At 42.0% G+C, this 15,490-nt stretch carries 15 protein-coding genes and 1 tRNA gene; 3 read left to right on the top strand and 13 right to left on the bottom strand.

Features of this window, described 5'->3' with window-relative positions; genetic code table 11:
• Positions 1-40: 40 nt before the first annotated feature.
• Positions 41-2,305, bottom strand: coding sequence for a DUF349 domain-containing protein (locus tag B0E43_RS12395; protein ID WP_077350152.1), 2,265 nt, complete (start codon positions 2,303-2,305; stop codon positions 41-43).
• A 48-nt stretch (positions 2,306-2,353) separates the two neighbouring features.
• The gene (locus B0E43_RS12390) at positions 2,354-2,923 is read right to left on the bottom strand and encodes a YqgE/AlgH family protein (RefSeq protein WP_077350150.1); all 570 of its coding nucleotides are present in this window, start codon (positions 2,921-2,923) and stop codon (positions 2,354-2,356) included.
• 102 nt (positions 2,924-3,025) lie between these two features.
• On the opposite strand from B0E43_RS12390, the gene pdxH reads away from it, so the two are divergent.
• Entirely contained in the window at positions 3,026-3,661 is a 636-nt protein-coding gene (pdxH, locus tag B0E43_RS12385; RefSeq protein ID WP_077350148.1) for a pyridoxamine 5'-phosphate oxidase, read from the top strand.
• Here the strand turns inward: pdxH and bshB1 are convergent, their stop codons facing one another.
• The 8 genes from bshB1 to B0E43_RS12345 all read right to left on the bottom strand — a co-directional run bounded on the left by bshB1 (position 3,662) and on the right by B0E43_RS12345 (position 12,281).
• Positions 3,662-4,378 (bottom strand): bacillithiol biosynthesis deacetylase BshB1, encoded by a 717-nt coding sequence (gene bshB1 / locus B0E43_RS12380; RefSeq protein ID WP_077350146.1) that lies wholly within the window; start codon positions 4,376-4,378, stop codon positions 3,662-3,664. It lies immediately after the preceding gene.
• A gap of 7 nt (positions 4,379-4,385) precedes the next feature.
• The gene (locus B0E43_RS12375) at positions 4,386-5,426 is read right to left on the bottom strand and encodes a peptidoglycan DD-metalloendopeptidase family protein (protein ID WP_077350144.1); all 1,041 of its coding nucleotides are present in this window, start codon (positions 5,424-5,426) and stop codon (positions 4,386-4,388) included.
• A 9-nt stretch (positions 5,427-5,435) separates the two neighbouring features.
• Positions 5,436-6,380 carry a thioredoxin-disulfide reductase gene (trxB, locus tag B0E43_RS12370; RefSeq protein ID WP_077350142.1) on the bottom strand — a complete coding sequence of 315 codons (945 nt, stop codon included), beginning with the start codon at positions 6,378-6,380 and terminating at the stop codon, positions 5,436-5,438.
• Positions 6,381-6,542: 162 nt separating this feature from the next.
• The gene (locus tag B0E43_RS12365) at positions 6,543-7,406 is read right to left on the bottom strand and encodes an RNA polymerase sigma factor RpoD/SigA (RefSeq protein ID WP_026951708.1); all 864 of its coding nucleotides are present in this window, start codon (positions 7,404-7,406) and stop codon (positions 6,543-6,545) included.
• A 57-nt stretch (positions 7,407-7,463) separates the two neighbouring features.
• Complete coding sequence (gene pnp / locus B0E43_RS12360) at positions 7,464-9,611, bottom strand: polyribonucleotide nucleotidyltransferase (RefSeq protein ID WP_077350140.1); 2,148 nt, start codon at positions 9,609-9,611, stop codon at positions 7,464-7,466.
• A 99-nt stretch (positions 9,612-9,710) separates the two neighbouring features.
• Positions 9,711-9,986, bottom strand: a complete 276-nt coding sequence (gene rpsO / locus B0E43_RS12355) for a 30S ribosomal protein S15 (protein WP_077350138.1) — start codon at positions 9,984-9,986, stop codon at positions 9,711-9,713.
• A gap of 61 nt (positions 9,987-10,047) precedes the next feature.
• Positions 10,048-11,811 carry an LptF/LptG family permease gene (locus B0E43_RS12350; protein WP_077350136.1) on the bottom strand — a complete coding sequence of 588 codons (1,764 nt, stop codon included), beginning with the start codon at positions 11,809-11,811 and terminating at the stop codon, positions 10,048-10,050.
• 74 nt (positions 11,812-11,885) lie between these two features.
• Entirely contained in the window at positions 11,886-12,281 is a 396-nt protein-coding gene (locus tag B0E43_RS12345; RefSeq protein WP_077350134.1) for an START-like domain-containing protein, read from the bottom strand.
• A gap of 213 nt (positions 12,282-12,494) precedes the next feature.
• Between B0E43_RS12345 and B0E43_RS12340 the strand changes: the two genes are divergently transcribed.
• A tRNA-Met gene (locus B0E43_RS12340) sits at positions 12,495-12,568 on the top strand.
• Between the two features lie 42 nt (positions 12,569-12,610).
• The gene (locus B0E43_RS12335) at positions 12,611-14,128 is read left to right on the top strand and encodes an Nramp family divalent metal transporter (RefSeq protein WP_254423421.1); all 1,518 of its coding nucleotides are present in this window, start codon (positions 12,611-12,613) and stop codon (positions 14,126-14,128) included.
• A gap of 52 nt (positions 14,129-14,180) precedes the next feature.
• On the opposite strand, the gene rplT is transcribed toward B0E43_RS12335, so the two are convergent.
• From rplT to infC, 3 genes are all read right to left on the bottom strand, one after another.
• Positions 14,181-14,525: a 50S ribosomal protein L20 gene (gene rplT / locus B0E43_RS12330; protein ID WP_077350132.1), complete on the bottom strand. Its 345-nt coding sequence runs from the start codon at positions 14,523-14,525 to the stop codon at positions 14,181-14,183.
• A gap of 106 nt (positions 14,526-14,631) precedes the next feature.
• Entirely contained in the window at positions 14,632-14,826 is a 195-nt protein-coding gene (gene rpmI / locus B0E43_RS12325) for a 50S ribosomal protein L35 (RefSeq protein WP_077350130.1), read from the bottom strand.
• A 24-nt stretch (positions 14,827-14,850) separates the two neighbouring features.
• Complete coding sequence (gene infC, locus B0E43_RS12320; protein ID WP_371454688.1) at positions 14,851-15,405, bottom strand: translation initiation factor IF-3; 555 nt, start codon at positions 15,403-15,405, stop codon at positions 14,851-14,853.
• Positions 15,406-15,490 lie beyond the last annotated feature (85 nt).

Genomic DNA, 15,490 nt, shown 5'->3' with positions numbered 1-15,490 from the left:
CAAAGAAATTGCTATCTCCCAGATTTTGAGCAGGAAAAATTTAGAATTCCTTCAAGATCGTCAGCTTCTTCTTAAGCTTATCGATTTCCTCTTCGGCTTTTTGGATTTTGATATCGAACTGATCCTTGAGTTTATCGGCTGTTTTTGATGCAGCAAAGAACTCCAGGTTGTTTCTCCAAAGTGTGATGCTGTTTTCCAGATCAGAAATCTGCTTGCGGATACCATGCTCTTTTTTGTTCAAAGTCTTGACGGCATTCGGATCAGACTGAATTCTGTTCAGATTCAATCGGAACAAGAAGTCTTCTCTGCCGGTACCGCTTGGATCCAGTTTTTCCAAGTAGCTGTCGACTGCTTCCTTAAACTGAGCCTGAATTTCCTTGATGTTCTTTCTTGGAACAAAACCCAACTCGTTGAATTCAGAAACCCAAGTGGTCAGTGTTTCCTCACTCAGATCTGTTCCTTTTGAAGCATCCAGAATCTGCTTGATCAAATCCTGCTTTTTCTTGAGGTTTTGATCAAATTCTGTGTTTGCCTGCTTATTTGAACTTCGACGGTTCTCGAAGAAAGCATCACAGGCAGCTTTGAACTTTCTGTATAGTGAATCCCGGTTTTTCTCAGGCGTAGGCCCCAGCTTTTTCCAGTCCTGCTGCAGTTTGACCAGCTGATTGGCGGTGCTTTGCCAATCCGTATTTTCCATCAAAGCTTCAGCTTGGGAAATTAATTCTTCAGCTTTCTTTTGGTTGGTGGCACGGATCTCATCCAGTTCCTTAAAGTAGAGGTTCTTATTGTGGAAAAAGTGCTTAAATGCAGCCCAAAAGGCCTTATTGATTTCTTTTCCGGCTTCTTTTGGAACGGGACCGATCTTTTCCCAAGCCTTTTGAATATCTAAAATTTCTTTGGTTTTGGTATTCCAGTCCTTGATCCGGTCTGCTTTATAATCTGCAAAAGGAGCCAATAATTGAATCAGCGACTCTTTTTCAGTTTGATTTTTCTTGAATACTTCCTTTTGACCATCAAAGAATTCTTTCCGGCGATCATAGACCGCATCAGAGGCAGCTTTGAACCTTTGCCAAAGATTTTCCTGATCTTCTCTCGGTACTGGACCGATGTGTTTAAATTCCTCGTGGAGGTCGTTCAATTGCTTGATGGCCTCTTTCAGGTCCTTAACGTCTTTGAGCAATTCGGCCTTGTCGCAAAGGTCGTTTTTGCTTTCAAGATTCTTTTTCCTGTCAAGTTCTTTCAACTCAAAGTAGATACTACGGTTATCGTAGAATCTGTCCATCAGGGCATTGAAACTTGCCCAGAGGTTTCTGTTTTGAGCAGTTGGTACCGGGCCAATGGTCTTCCATTGCTCCTGTATGGATTTGATTGCACCCATGCTTAGGGTCGTCTCCTCCCCGTCTACCAATTCGCGAAGTTTATTCAGTAACTCTGTCTTTGCGACAAGATTTTTCTCCTTTTGCTTTTCGGCCTCTTTTCTGAGCGAATTAAGCTGGTATCGGAAGTCGTTGAATACCTTGAAAAACTCACGTTCTTCCTCATGTTGTCGGTATTCAAAATCATCGGCTACACCTCCGTCAGCTTTGAATTTATTCAGGGCTTCTTCCTTCTCTTTTGATACCAATTCATCAAAAGCTGCTTTTATTTCGTGAGCAAGTTTGTCCAATTTCAAAATCGGACTGTGGAGAATTTTGCTTTTGAGCAGTTTTAAAAGTTGAACTTTGGTCAGGCCGACAAGTTCCACATGTTCTTCTGAATGATCCTCATCTTCTGCCTCTTCAGTATCAGGCTCCGATTTAGCTTCAGGTGTGGTAGTAGCCTCAATTGGAAATGGTACTTCAGCAGTAATATTTTCTTCTGCAGGAACTTTTGCTTCTTCGATCTGAACTTCGGAATGCTCAGAATCCTCTTCTGAAATCTGTTCAGAGCTTACTTCTGCAGACACTGGCTCAGCTATAACTTCCTCTATAAATAAAGCCTCAGTTTGTGATGATTCTTCAACCGCTAAAATTTCCTCTTTGGGAACTTTTGTTTCATCACTTTTATCTTCAATAGGATCAGAATCCTTTACTGAAATCTGTTCAGTGATTGCTTCTGAAACCACAGGCACAGATTCCTCTGAAAAAATTTGCTCAGGGCTCACTGCCTCGGCTGTCTCCTCTGACTCTTCAATTTTTGAATCTTCCGCAGACGCTTCAACTTCAGGTTGCTCGGCTTGATTTTCAATTTCGATACCCTTTTCTCCCTCATCAGAAGCTTGGGTCACCTTGCCTTTTTCAGACAATTCGTTACTTTTCTCAGTCATAAAAACGATACTAATTCACGGCAATATGGGCAAAAGTAGGGATTTTGCCTAATTTAATCTGGGATCAAGGGGATAATTTGCTATAACCTTAAACTCCCCTCCCATCTTTTTAAGGAGGACTCGCCATAGTTCATCAGGGGTATTTTGAAGAACTTCGGAGTCGATTTTGGAGTCGCAAATGATCCAGGTATTTTCTTCCAACTCATCAGAAAGTTGGCCTGAACCCCAGCCACTGTAGCCGATAAAAAATCTAACGAGATTGGGGTCCAAATCACCGCATTTTAACTGTTCCACCAGGCTTTCGAAATCTCCTCCCCACCAAAGGTCCTCCCCAATTGGGAGGCTTCCTTCCAGTTTCTTTTCACCGAAATAAATAAAATGAAGGGTATTTTGCTCTACCGGGCCTCCGACATAAACCTCGCTTTCCAAAAAAGACAGCTCCTCTACCAATTCACTCAAATGGAGGATCGAGGGTTTGTTTAAGACCAGACCAAAACTGCCTTCGGAATTATGCTCACAAAGCAAAACAACGGAACGCATGAAATTTTCATCCTGCAAAAAAGGTTCTGAGATTAATAGATTGCCTGCCTGTGGTAATTTCGAAGGGTCATTCTTCATACACTTATCTTTCCATTTCCGTGAAAAATATAGGCTTAAATTTTAAAAATCCAATGCCTGTGGTACTTTTATCAAGCAATTTTCAATCAAAGTAAAAACGCAATGAAGCTTTCTGAAATTCGTAAAGAGTACTCAATCAAATCTCTGGATATCAATGATGTAAGCTTCGATCCTTTTCATCAATTCAGAGTTTGGCTGGATGAAGCAATCGATTCGGAAGTTCCGGAAGTCAACGCCATGTGTCTTTCGACCATCGGATTAAACGGTTTTCCAAATGGCAGAATTGTGCTTTTGAAAGAAATGGATCATGGATTTGTCTTTTTCACCAATTATGAAAGTGAAAAAGGGCAGGAAATTGCGGAAAATCCAAAAGCATCCCTGACGTTTTTTTGGCCGGAATTGGAGCGACAGGTTAGGATTATGGGAGAATTGGAAAAAGTAAAATCGGATGAATCTGATAAATATTTTCATTCACGTCCTATGGGCTCTCAAATTGGAGCCTGGACTTCCCCGCAAAGCAAGGAAATTGCCGATCGGAAAGAATTGGAGAAAAAACTGGAAGAAATGGAGAAGCGATTTTTGGCTGAGCCGATTTCCAGACCACTGCATTGGGGTGGATACCGCTTGATGCCTTTTAGAATTGAATTTTGGCAAGGACGACCAAGCCGGCTACACGACAGGATTTGTTATAAAAAACAGGAAAACGGAGAATGGTCTATTGCCCGCCTTGCTCCATGATCATTTTAGGTCAAAAAGGTCGTTGACTCCAATAAATCGCTCAACAGTAAATCCCTCTCCATATTTGGCCATGATTCTGTGACCAAATTCGCGTGCCCTGGATTCAATAAACGGAAGGAAATCCGGTGAGGAAATGAAACTTGCCGGTTCTTGATTGGTGGGATCGTAAAACTGGGATTTGAATGCCATTATGCTGGCAACTTTGGTGTCCCAATACGCTGAAATATCAAAAATAAAATCCGGACGGATGTAATTATTTTGAATGTAATGGTAGACAAACTTCGGTCTCCAAGGCTGCTGAGCAACTCTGTCCTCAATAGTCTCAATTTTGCGCAGACCACTCATAAAACAAGCGTTTGTGGCCAAGGATGAACCTTTTCCATGATCCGGATGCCGATCTGAAATTGCATTTGCCAGTACAATGTCGGGCTGGTATTTCCGGATGACCCGGATCAGTTCATGCTGGTGAAAATCATCGTCCTTAAAGTAGATATCCTTGAATCCCATGTTTTCCCGTGCTACAAGTCCAAGAATTTTAGCTGCATCTTCAGCCTCTTTAAGGCGGGTTTCGGGTGTTCCTCTGGTACCCATTTCCCCTTGTGTGAAATCAACTATTCCTACTTTATAGCCTTTTGCAACATGGGCAGCAATTGTGCCTGAACAACCCAATTCAGCATCGTCAGGATGTGCTGCCAAAACCAAAATATCTAGTTTCATTATCATGCTATTTTACCCTGAGATTTTGACCGACTCTCAGGATTGATCTTGTGGATATTCCGTTTAATCTGGTAAGCTGGCTGATAGACACCCCATATCTTCTGGCTATGGCTCCTAAGTTTTCTCCTCTTTTTACCCGATGGTACGTAGCAGCTCTGGCTTTCGCAACGTGAGAAAAGAGATCTTTGGTAATCAGTAGATCTTGGGTGGTCAATTCCCCATTGTCAAAATCATAGACTTTTTCCGGATCAAAAGGTAAGCCTCTGTAGCGCATTTCATAATGAAGATGAGAACCTGTACTTCGTCCGGTACTTCCGCCCTTCCCAATAATGTCCCCTGCTTTTATCTCATCTCCTACTTCGGCGATTTGTTTGGAAAGGTGCCCATACAAGGTTTCAAGGCCATTTTTATGCCTTACCAAGACATAGTAGCCCCAACCATACCGATCATAGGCCCGTACTCTGACTATCCCATCAAAGGCTGAATAAACCGGATCGCCTGTTTCTAAATCCAGGTCGGTTCCATAGTGGCTCCTACCCCAACGTGGGCCAAACACAGAAGTTTTTTTTGCTTCATCAAGAGGTAGCTTCCAATCCATGCCATAGCGCTGATCATACAGCCGCAGAAGGAGGCTATCTTGGAAATTGCGAATATCAAAATTGTAGATGTCGACTTTCTTGCTGTCCCAGGTTGAATAGTATTCAAAAGCCGTTACCCAGATGCTATCGATTTGGATTTGTTCGGACACCTTCACCAGTTGATTAGTCGGCGCCCAGGAGATGCCATTCTGGTCCTCACTGATAATGGATCTGATCCTGGCAAGGTTTACATCATATTGAAAAATCAAAGAATCAGTTTGGAACGTAAGCGTTCTCAAATAGGCTTCTTGGTCAAATTGCCTCAGTTCTATATTTCTTCGTTCCTGGGAATTTGCCGGATTTGAGGTACTGTTTTTTTTGACAATCTTTGGAAAAACTTGAGCATTGGCTTTAAAAAAACCAATGCTCAACGCTGTTCCCAGTATTACTTTCAGAATGAAATTCCTCATCAATTGGATTTAATGATTCTCTTGTGCTGCCAGGAAGCGCTCTGCATCCAATGCCGCCATACAGCCTGTTCCTGCTGCAGTGACTGCCTGTCTGTAAATATGATCCTGAGCATCACCGCATGCAAAAACACCTTCCACATTGGTTTTTGAACTTCCGGGAATGGTTTTGATATAGCCGGATGAATCCATTTGGATAAAATCTTTAAAGATTTCCGTGTTTGGTTGATGTCCAATAGCAACAAAGAAGCCAGAAATTGCGATTTCCCGCTTTTCTCCGGTTTTATTGTTTAAAACTCTGACACCCTTTACTTCCTCGTCACCCAAGATTTCCTCGGTCTCTGAGTTCCAAAGAACTTCAATCTTTGGATTGTTCATTACCCGTTTTTGCATGATCTGAGAGGCTCTCATTTCCTCCCTCCTAACGATCATATAAACTTTTGAACAAATATTTGATAGATAAGTAGCTTCCTCACAAGCGGTATCTCCTGCTCCGACTATTGCGACTTCTTGTCCTCTGAAGAAAAACCCATCACAAACGGCACAGGCTGAGACACCTTTCCCATTCAATCTGGATTCACTCTCAATTCCCAACCATTTCGCCGAGGCGCCTGTGGAAATAATCGCAGTATCCGCATGGATAGTAATTTGATCATCCACTGTGATGACATGAGGTCGGGTTGAAAAATCCACTTTGGTCACCATTCCATAACGAACATCTGTTCCAAATCTTTCAGCTTGTTTCCTAAAATCCTCCATCATCTCGGGGCCCATGATTCCGTCAGGGTACCCAGGATAATTTTCCACATCATTGGTAATGGTAAGCTGACCTCCTGGCTGTCCTCCGGTGTACAAAACGGGTGATAATCCAGCTCTTGAGGCATAAATCGCGGCAGTGTAGCCGGCAGGGCCAGATCCTATGATCAATACTTTGACCCTTTCAATAACTTGATTCATTAATAGCTTGTATTAAATCTGTTAAATTTTGTCATTTTATAACAGGTAACAAAACTCAGGAAAGTTAAAATTCCCTAAGCTGAGAATAGTCACCTATTTTCAGGATAATTTTTATTGGAGAAAGAGCAAATAAAAAAAGGGGCCTGAGCCCCTTTAGATATGTTATCCCAGGTAGGGTTTAAGCGTCTTGCTCCGGGAGGTGTGACGCAGTCTTCGGATTGCTTTTTCCTTTATCTGCCTTACCCGCTCGCGTGTCAGATTAAACTTCTCTCCGATTTCCTCGAGGGTCATCGCATGTTCGCCGTTCAATCCAAAATAAAGCGTGATCACATCTGCTTCTCTTTGAGTCAAAGTAGAAAGGGCCCGCTGCACTTCTTTTCTTAGGGAATCGGTCATCAAGCCATCATCAGGCTTTTCGTCCCCATCATTTTCCAAAACGTCCAAAAGGCTATTTTCTTCCCCTTGAACAAATGGAGCATCCATGGATACGTGACGACCAGAAATCTTCATGGTGTCGACCACCTCAGAAGCGGTCACTTCCAGCACCTCAGCCAATTCCTCTGGAGATGGCTCCCGTTCAAACTTCTGCTCCAACTCGCTGAAAGTCTTGGAAATTTTGTTCAAAGACCCAACTCTGTTCAAAGGTAAACGGACAATCCTAGACTGCTCAGCCAAAGCCTGCAGGATAGACTGTCTGATCCACCAAACGGCATAGGAAATGAATTTGAAACCTCTGGTTTCGTCAAATCGCTGTGCAGCTTTGATCAAACCGAGATTACCTTCATTGATCAAATCTCCAAGAGAAAGACCTTGATTTTGGTATTGCTTGGCTACAGATACCACAAATCGAAGATTGGCTTTGGTCAGTTTTTCGAGGGCAAGCTGATCGCCTTCACGAATTCTTTTTGCCAAAACTACTTCTTCATCAGCTGTCAACAGGTCGACTTTACCAATTTCCTGCAAGTATTTATCCAGTGATTGGGATTCTCTGTTGGTAATCTGTTTGCTAATTTTTAGCTGCCTCATTCAGAATAGAATTTGAGAAATTAATTTTTTAATGCAATAAGATAGTCAATTGTTTGATCAAGCCTGATCTTTAGGTGCAGGTTTTTCAGGCTTTGGCAAAAGAGCCTTTCTTGAAAGCTTGAATTTTCCTGTCTTTTTATCGACTTCGATCAATTTAACCATAATTTCTTCGCCTGGTTCAAGGACACCTTCCATGCTTTCCAGTCGGTCCCACTTGATTTCAGAGATATGGAGCAAACCATCTTTGCCTGGCATAAATTCCACAAAAGCTCCAAATGGCTGAATGTTTTTCACTTTTCCGGTGTAAACCTCTCCTATCTCAGGTTGAGCCACGATTGCTTTGATTCTCTTGATCGCTGCATCCATGTTAGCCTGATTGGCAGAGAATACATTGATCTTACCTTGATTTTCAACTTCTTCGATGATTATGGTAGCTCCGGTGTCTTTTTGGATTTCCTGAATTACTTTTCCTCCTGGCCCGATCACCGCACCGATCAGTTCTTTAGGAATCCACATCATGAATGAACGTGGAGTATGAGGCTTAAGGTCAGCTTTTGGCGCAGCCAAAGTCTTAGAAATCTCCTTTAAAATGTGAAGGCGACCGTCTTTGGCCTGGTACAATGCCTCTTTCAGCACAGAGTAATCCAGTCCTTCTACCTTAAGATCCATCTGACAAGCCGTGATTCCTTTTTCGGTTCCGGTCACTTTGAAGTCCATATCCCCCAAGTGATCTTCGTCACCAAGAATATCGGAAAGAATCGCATATCGGCCTGTTTTCGCATCGGAAATCATCCCCATTGCGATACCTGTTACGGGTGCTTTGATCGGAATACCAGCATCCATCAATGCCAATGAGCCTGCGCAAACAGTCGCCATAGAAGATGAACCGTTGGATTCTAAGATGTCAGACACAATACGGATGGTATACGGATTCTCTTCTACCGGAGGAAGTACTTTTTTCAAAGCTCTCATGGCAAGATTGCCATGCCCCACTTCTCTTCTTCCCGGGCCTCTGTTTGGCTTCACTTCACCTGTAGAGAAACCTGGGAAATTGTAGTGAAGGTAGAATTTGTTGTAACCTGAAATCACAGCACCGTCGATCATCTGCTCGTCCATCTTGGTACCAAGGGTACAAGTGGTCACAGACTGAGTCTCACCTCTGGTGAAAACTGCAGAACCGTGTGCAGAAGGAAGATAATCAACCACTGACCAAATCGGTCTGATTTCGTTCAAATCTCTGCCGTCCAGTCTTTTCTTGGTCTCAAGAGTCAGATTGCGCGCAGCTTCTTTGTGAACTTTGTGAAAATATGGACCGATCAGGCTCGTTTCAAATCCATGATCTTGTCCAAGATTTGCAACAAACTCGTCTTTAATTTCTTTGATTAAGCTAGATCGCTCAGTTTTATTTGCGATTTGCTTGCTTACTGAAGCGAAAAGTTTGTCATACAACTCAGCCTTCATCTTGTCGTAAAGTGCTGCGTCTGACTTCTCATGACTGTAAGTTCTCTTCACTTCTTTGCCTACCATGGCAGTCAGTTCGATCTGAGCCTGGCAATGTCTTTTGATTTCTTCGTGTGCAAACTGCATCGCCTCGAGCATTTCTTCCTCTGCGATTTCATTTGCTTCACCCTCTACCATCAAGATATAATCCAATGAACCTGCCACGATGAATTCCAACGTTGCTTGTTCCAAAGACTTAGGGCTTGGGTTGATCACGAGCTTGCCATCAATCTTGGCAACTCTTACTTCTGATATCGGTCCATTGAAAGGGATATCAGATACTGCCAAAGCTGCTGAAGCAGCAAGTCCAGCGAGACAATCGGGCAACACTTCACTGTCAGAAGACATCAGGGTAATTGCCACCTGGGTGTCAGCATGGTAATCGTCCGGGAAAATAGGACGGATTGCTCTGTCAACAATTCTGGAGATCAAAATCTCATAATCGGATAATCTGCCTTCTCTTTTCAAAAATCCTCCCGGAATTTTGCCTGAAGAGGCAAATTTTTCCTGATAATCAACTGATAAAGGCAAAAAGTCTACCCCTTCTAAAGCATCTTTCTTTGCAACAACGGTTGCCAAAAGCATTGCTTTTCCCATCCGCACCACTACAGAACCGTCCGCCTGTTTGGCAAGTGCTCCAGTTTCGATAGTGATTTCTCTGCCATCCTGTAAGTGGATGGTCTTCGTGATTAAATTTGGTAACATAAATGGTTATTAGTATAATTTCTTCGGTCTGAAAAATCTGTGCATCTAGCTTAAAAAGAAAAAAGTAAGGTCCTCTATGTTGAGAACCTTACTAAAGGATTATTTTCTGATTCCGAGCTCAGCAATGATTGCTCTGTAGCGCTCGATTTCTTTCTTATGGAGGTAATCAAGTAGGCTTCTTCTCTTACCTACCAGCTTCAACAAACCCAATCTAGAAGAGTGATCTTTCTTGTTTGACTTCAGGTGCTCGGTCAAATGTTGGATTCTGTGAGTGAAGAGGGCAATCTGTGATTCAGGAGATCCTGTATCAGTAGCAGATTTTAACCGTCCATGATTCTGAAACAACTCTTGTTTTTTCTCTGATGTTAAATACATGTTTAGCTAAATTTTATAAAACAGTTACAAAGGTAAGACTATTATTTCACAAAGTAAAAGCTCAGTTTGATTTTGCTGAGGTTTTGGGCAAAATCCCGGACACTTTTTTCCACAATCCAGAATAAAAATCAGCTTCAAATAACCGGGCATCCTTCCTGGCTTGCCTTAGAAAAAACAATCCAAACGGTACCAGACAAAGGTTGGAAAAAACAGTCCCGAAAAGCGGGTCAGCAACTCCTTCTTTTGCCCATTTTTCACCGGTAATTGTCAGCATATAAAAAAGGATAAAAAAGATAATTGAAATCAGAACTGGCAATCCCAACCCTCCTTTTTTTATAATCGAACCCAAAGGAGCGCCAATCAAAAACATGACAAAACATGCAATTGCCTGGGTGTATTTCTGGTACAAAGCGATCTCATACCTCCTGTATTCTCTTTCATGGTTGTCAACCTGCACGCTTTTAACATCAAAGGTGTTCTTTAGATTCCGTGAATTGTTGAGCGCCATGGTATATGCATTGGAAATATAACCACGCTGGATGACCACTGAGTCGATAAGTTCACGCTCTTTGTCAGTTAAAGGCTCTGTTCTCTTAATTTTTTTTGCCTCCTCTTTACCAATTGTATCCACCTCGGTTTTGGCAATGGTATTTTCAGAAACCGAATCTTTGAGAATCAACCTTCTTCTTAATTTCTTTTGAAAAATAGAGTCAGATTTTGGGGCATCTGTATTGGCAGCCACATTTAATTTCAACTCTTTGCTTTGAAGTGAATCAATATTTTTTACCAATGATGTATCGTTCCATTGCTGGAGGTTGTCCAAAGAATCCTGTACTTTCCGCTCCTGTTCTATTCTTTGTTTTCTTGCTTCATCATCCTTGACTTTTCTTTTTTTGATGTCTTCCGGAGGTGTTAGCTTCCTGTCTTTGGTGAAAAATGGATAGATACTTTCGGCAGTTTGATAATTCTGGAATTTTAGATCATTGACCAACGTATTAATGGAATCCAATCCCAGCTTGATTTGTGCTATGTTTTTGATTGCTCGATTTGTAGACCATAGATCCTCAGGTGTCCGGCTGAGCTGGAATGCGTCAAGATCAAATACAATGACATTCTCGTCAAACTTGGTTCTTGAAAATTCTACCGGAGGTTCCGAGATTCCACGGCTTGCGCGGGCCTCTTTGTAATTTTGACCATTATACAAGGTCAATTTCAGGTAGTTGTCATTAAAAAAAGTCTCCATCCTGCCTGAATCTGCAAGCGTCACATTCAGGTTTCCCTGCTGGTCAGCATGGTTGTAAATGATGATGTCCCTAAGCCGGATATCGTCCAGTTTCTCATTGACTTTGATGCTGTAATTTGGAATTCCCGCATAAAATACCCCGGCTTTGATGTCCAAGGCCGGAGATTTCATCCGGATATCATAAAGCAAACTGAAGGTTTTTAGATTGACTTTTGGAACGAGGTAGTTATTGGATAGATAGGCTGCTACAGTAAGCACAATGGCAAAAACCCCGATTGGTCTCATGGCACGTATCAAGGAAATCCCACTGCTTTTGATTGCCGTCAATTCAAAATGCTCTCCCAAATTCCCAAAGGTCATCAGGCTTGATAGCAAAACGGCAAGCGGTAATGCCATAGGGGAAATACTGATCACAAAATATCCAATCAGCTCTGCGTAAATCCAAAACCCAAGTCCTTTTCCAAATATTTCATCGAAATATTTGAGCATGTTGACTATCAGCAATATAAAATCAACAACTAAAAAAGTCAGCAAAAAAGGACCCAAAAAAGATCCTAAAATTAGCTTATCGAGTTTTTTCATCCGTGCAAACTTCCTCCGGCATGGAAAAACGAAAAATTCCTACCAGAGTTCAAAGTTGGCGATTTGGTCTGAATTTAACCACCTATTATTTCCTTTAGCTTCGAAATCAGTCCATCCCAAATCGCTTCCAGCTCCTCTTCTTCATAGTCATTCGAATAGTCTATCACTTTCAAAAAAAGCGATTGGGTCAGTTCGTTTTCTTCCAATTTGAATTCAATAAAGGAATGGTCAGTCTCATTGGTGCTTTTGGGATCAAAAAAGTCAAATTTCACATGAAGGTTTGATCTTAAGGAAGTCAGTTTCGCATGGTGATCTTCATTGTCAAAATTGAAAATATAATTCTTGTCTTCATCAATACGCACTTCGTCAGCAAACCACTCCTCTAATCCACTTGCAGAACTTAAATAATGAAATACAATTTTTTTGGAAGCATTTATTTGATAATCAGCAACAAACTTATTTTTGACCATGATTCGTTAATTTTAAAGGTGAGTTTTCACACTTTTTCTCAAAACTGAACTTGCATTTCAGAGTACAAGACCTCATATTTGCATTCCCTTTCGCAGGGGGCTCAAAAAGGCGCTTTTCATAAGGAAAAGGCCAGATTTTTGGAAATCCGATGATGGTTTAAGTTAGCCATTAATTTCAAAAATCAATACCTGAAAAATTTATTAAAAATATTTGGCGAGGTAGCTCAGTTGGTTAGAGCGCAGGATTCATAACCCTGAGGTCGGGAGTTCAAATCTCCCTCTCGCTACAAAGGCTTTCGGAAACGGAAGCCTTTTCTTTTTTGTCTATCTTGAGCTACGTTTTCCGATACTTGGAGCTAGAGCGCAAGATTCATATCCGCTACGCCTCTGCGCACAGGCGCGGCGAACGGGAGCCTGCCTGCCGCAGGCAGGTTCAAATCTCCTCCCGAAAGCCTTCGGGACTACAAAGGCTTTCGGAAACGGAAGCCTTTTTCTTTTTTTGGCTATATTCCTCCCGAATGAGCCCAAAATCGATCCAAAACCCTCCTGATTTATTTTTTCAGAAACTCCGATTTTTAGGACCGGGATTTATCCTTTCCGCATCCATTGTCGGTTCTGGGGAGTTGATAGCTACGACCGTCCTTGGAGCAAAAGCTGGATTTATCACCTTTTGGGTAATCCTGGCCAGTTGTCTGATCAAAGTTGCTGTCCAGCTTGAATTTGGAAAAAATGCAATCCTCTCAGGAAAGCCTTTGATGCAGGAATTCAACCAGCTTGCCGGTCCCGTGTTCGGAAAGGTGAATTGGGCTGTTTGGTCAACTTTTCTTCTTTCACTCTTCAAAATCCTTCAGCTTGGCGGCATGCTTGGAAGTTCAGCTATTGTCATGAACCTGATTTTTCCCAAGATTCCGATTAGCCTTTGGTTAATTCTTCTAGGTATCAGCCTGGGACTTTTGATTTTCAAAAACTATTATCGATTGATCGAGAAAGCCTCCGCACTGATGGTTTTCGGTTTTACACTCTTTACTTTGGCTTCTTTGATCGGACTTTTTTATACCCCTTTTGGTTTCTCATGGGAGGATGTAAAGTCAGGTCTAACTTTCGAACTTCCTCAGAAAGTGCTTTTTGTTGCAATCGGTGCATTTGGAATCACCGGAGTAGCCAGCGATGAAATCATCGCCTATACGTATTGGTGTCAGGAAAAAGGCTATGCGGCCTATACCGGCCCAAATGACGGTTCGGAATCCTGGAAAAAACGGGCTAAGGGTTGGATCAAAATCATGTATTTGGATGCCTTTTTGGCTATGATCATTTACACCTTGGTCACTGCAGCCTTTTATTTGTTGGGTGCAGCTGTACTTTATGGACAAAAGGAAATACCCGACGGTAACGATCTGATCAATTTTCTGGCGACCATCTATACCCAATCGCTAGGTCCGGGAGCAAGATTTGGATATTTGGCAGGGGCATTTTTCGCACTTTATTCAAGCGTCTTTGCAACCCTTGCCTTTTGGTCGAGGCTTTTCCCCGATATCTTCTCCCAGTTTGGATGGATTGGAAATCGCGATCAGGAGGAAAGAAAAAAATGGGTTAAAATCCTCGCCTGGGTTTTTCCTGCAATTTGGGTGATTACGTTCCTGTTTGTCAATCTTCCCGGATTTATGGTGCTTTCAGGGGGAGTTGTCGGTTCTGTTTTGTTGCTGGTAGTGGTCGTCGCAGCCATAAAATTCAGATCAAAAAACAGAGAATTAAGACTGATTTCGGGTCCCTGGTCCGAACTTATGTTTTGGCTCAGTGTCATTTCGATACTTGCAGTTTCGGCCTATGGGTTGTTCAAACTCTTTTAAACGAAAAAAGCCTTCCCGAAGGAAGGCTTCCGCAAAATAAGGAGTGCCGACCTTATTTTACTCTTTCAACTACAGCTTTGAATGCCTCTGGGTGATTCATTGCCAAATCAGCCAAAACCTTTCTGTTAAGTTCGATTTCAGCTTTCTTCAACAAACCCATCAATTGAGAATAGGAAACACCGTGCTCACGAGCACCGGCGTTGATACGCTGAATCCACAAAGCTCTGAATTCTCTTTTCTTTGCTTTACGGTCTCTGTAGGCGTACTGAAGACCTTTCTCATACTTGTTTTTGGCTACAGTCCACACGTTTTTACCTCTTCCGAAGTAACCTCTAGTGGCCTTTAAAACCTTTTTTCTTCTTGCTCTTGACGCTACCGCGTTTACTGATCTAGGCATAGTTTTTTGATTTTTGACACTTGGTGTTCCGATTGACTCGAAATCTTTTTTACCAAAGCATCTGGTGAATTAATGAACCTTAATTTTTAAAGAGATTAGACGAAGATCAGATCTTCAACATGTCTCTTACTCTACCTTCGTCGGAAACGTGCACCAAACCGGTTTTGGTCAGGTTATGCTTACGCTTAGTAGATTTTTTCGTCAGGATGTGGCTTTTGAAAGCGTGTTTCCTTTTGATTTTACCGGTACCTGTTAAGGCAAACCGCTTTTTTGCACTGGATTTGGTTTTTACTTTTGGCATTTTGCTGTATTTAGTTGGTTGAAATTATTTTTTACCCGGCTTCGGCGCGATAAAGATGTTCATTCGTTTTCCTTCCAACTTTGGCATTTGCTCCACCACTCCGTGGTCTTCGAGCTCCTGCGCAAATTTCAAAAGAAGCATCTCTCCTCTTTCCTTGAAGACAATCGAGCGGCCCACAAAGTGTACGTAAGCCTTTACTTTTGCTCCTTCTTTCAGAAAGTTGATGGCGTGCTTCAATTTGAAGTTGAAGTCATGATCATCGGTATTCGGTCCGAATCTGATTTCTTTTAAAACAACTTTGGCTGCATTGGCCTTGATCTCCTTTTGTTTCTTCTTTTGCTCGTATTTAAACTTCGCATAGTCGATGATTTTACAAACTGGAGGCTCTGCATTAGGGGAAATCTCTACAAGATCGAGCTCATTGTCCTGAGCTAGTTTGATGGCTTTTTCGATGGGAAGTACGGCGTTGCCTCCTTCTACAAAATCTCCTACTAACCTTACTTCACGTACTCTGATCTTATGATTGATCCGATAAGGTTCTTCTTGTCTTCCTCTTGGCTGCTGTGGTCTTTGATTCAAGTTAGCTATTGGTTGTTTTTTGTGAAATTGCCTGCAAATATCGGAATTATTTCTAATTCAAAAAAGCAGAATAAAATATTACGTT

This window comes from Algoriphagus sp. A40, assembly GCF_002002735.1.
Lineage (GTDB): Bacteria > Bacteroidota > Bacteroidia > Cytophagales > Cyclobacteriaceae > Algoriphagus.
Note: the sequence above shows the minus strand (reverse complement) of the source record. Positions and strands in the feature narration are given on the sequence as shown.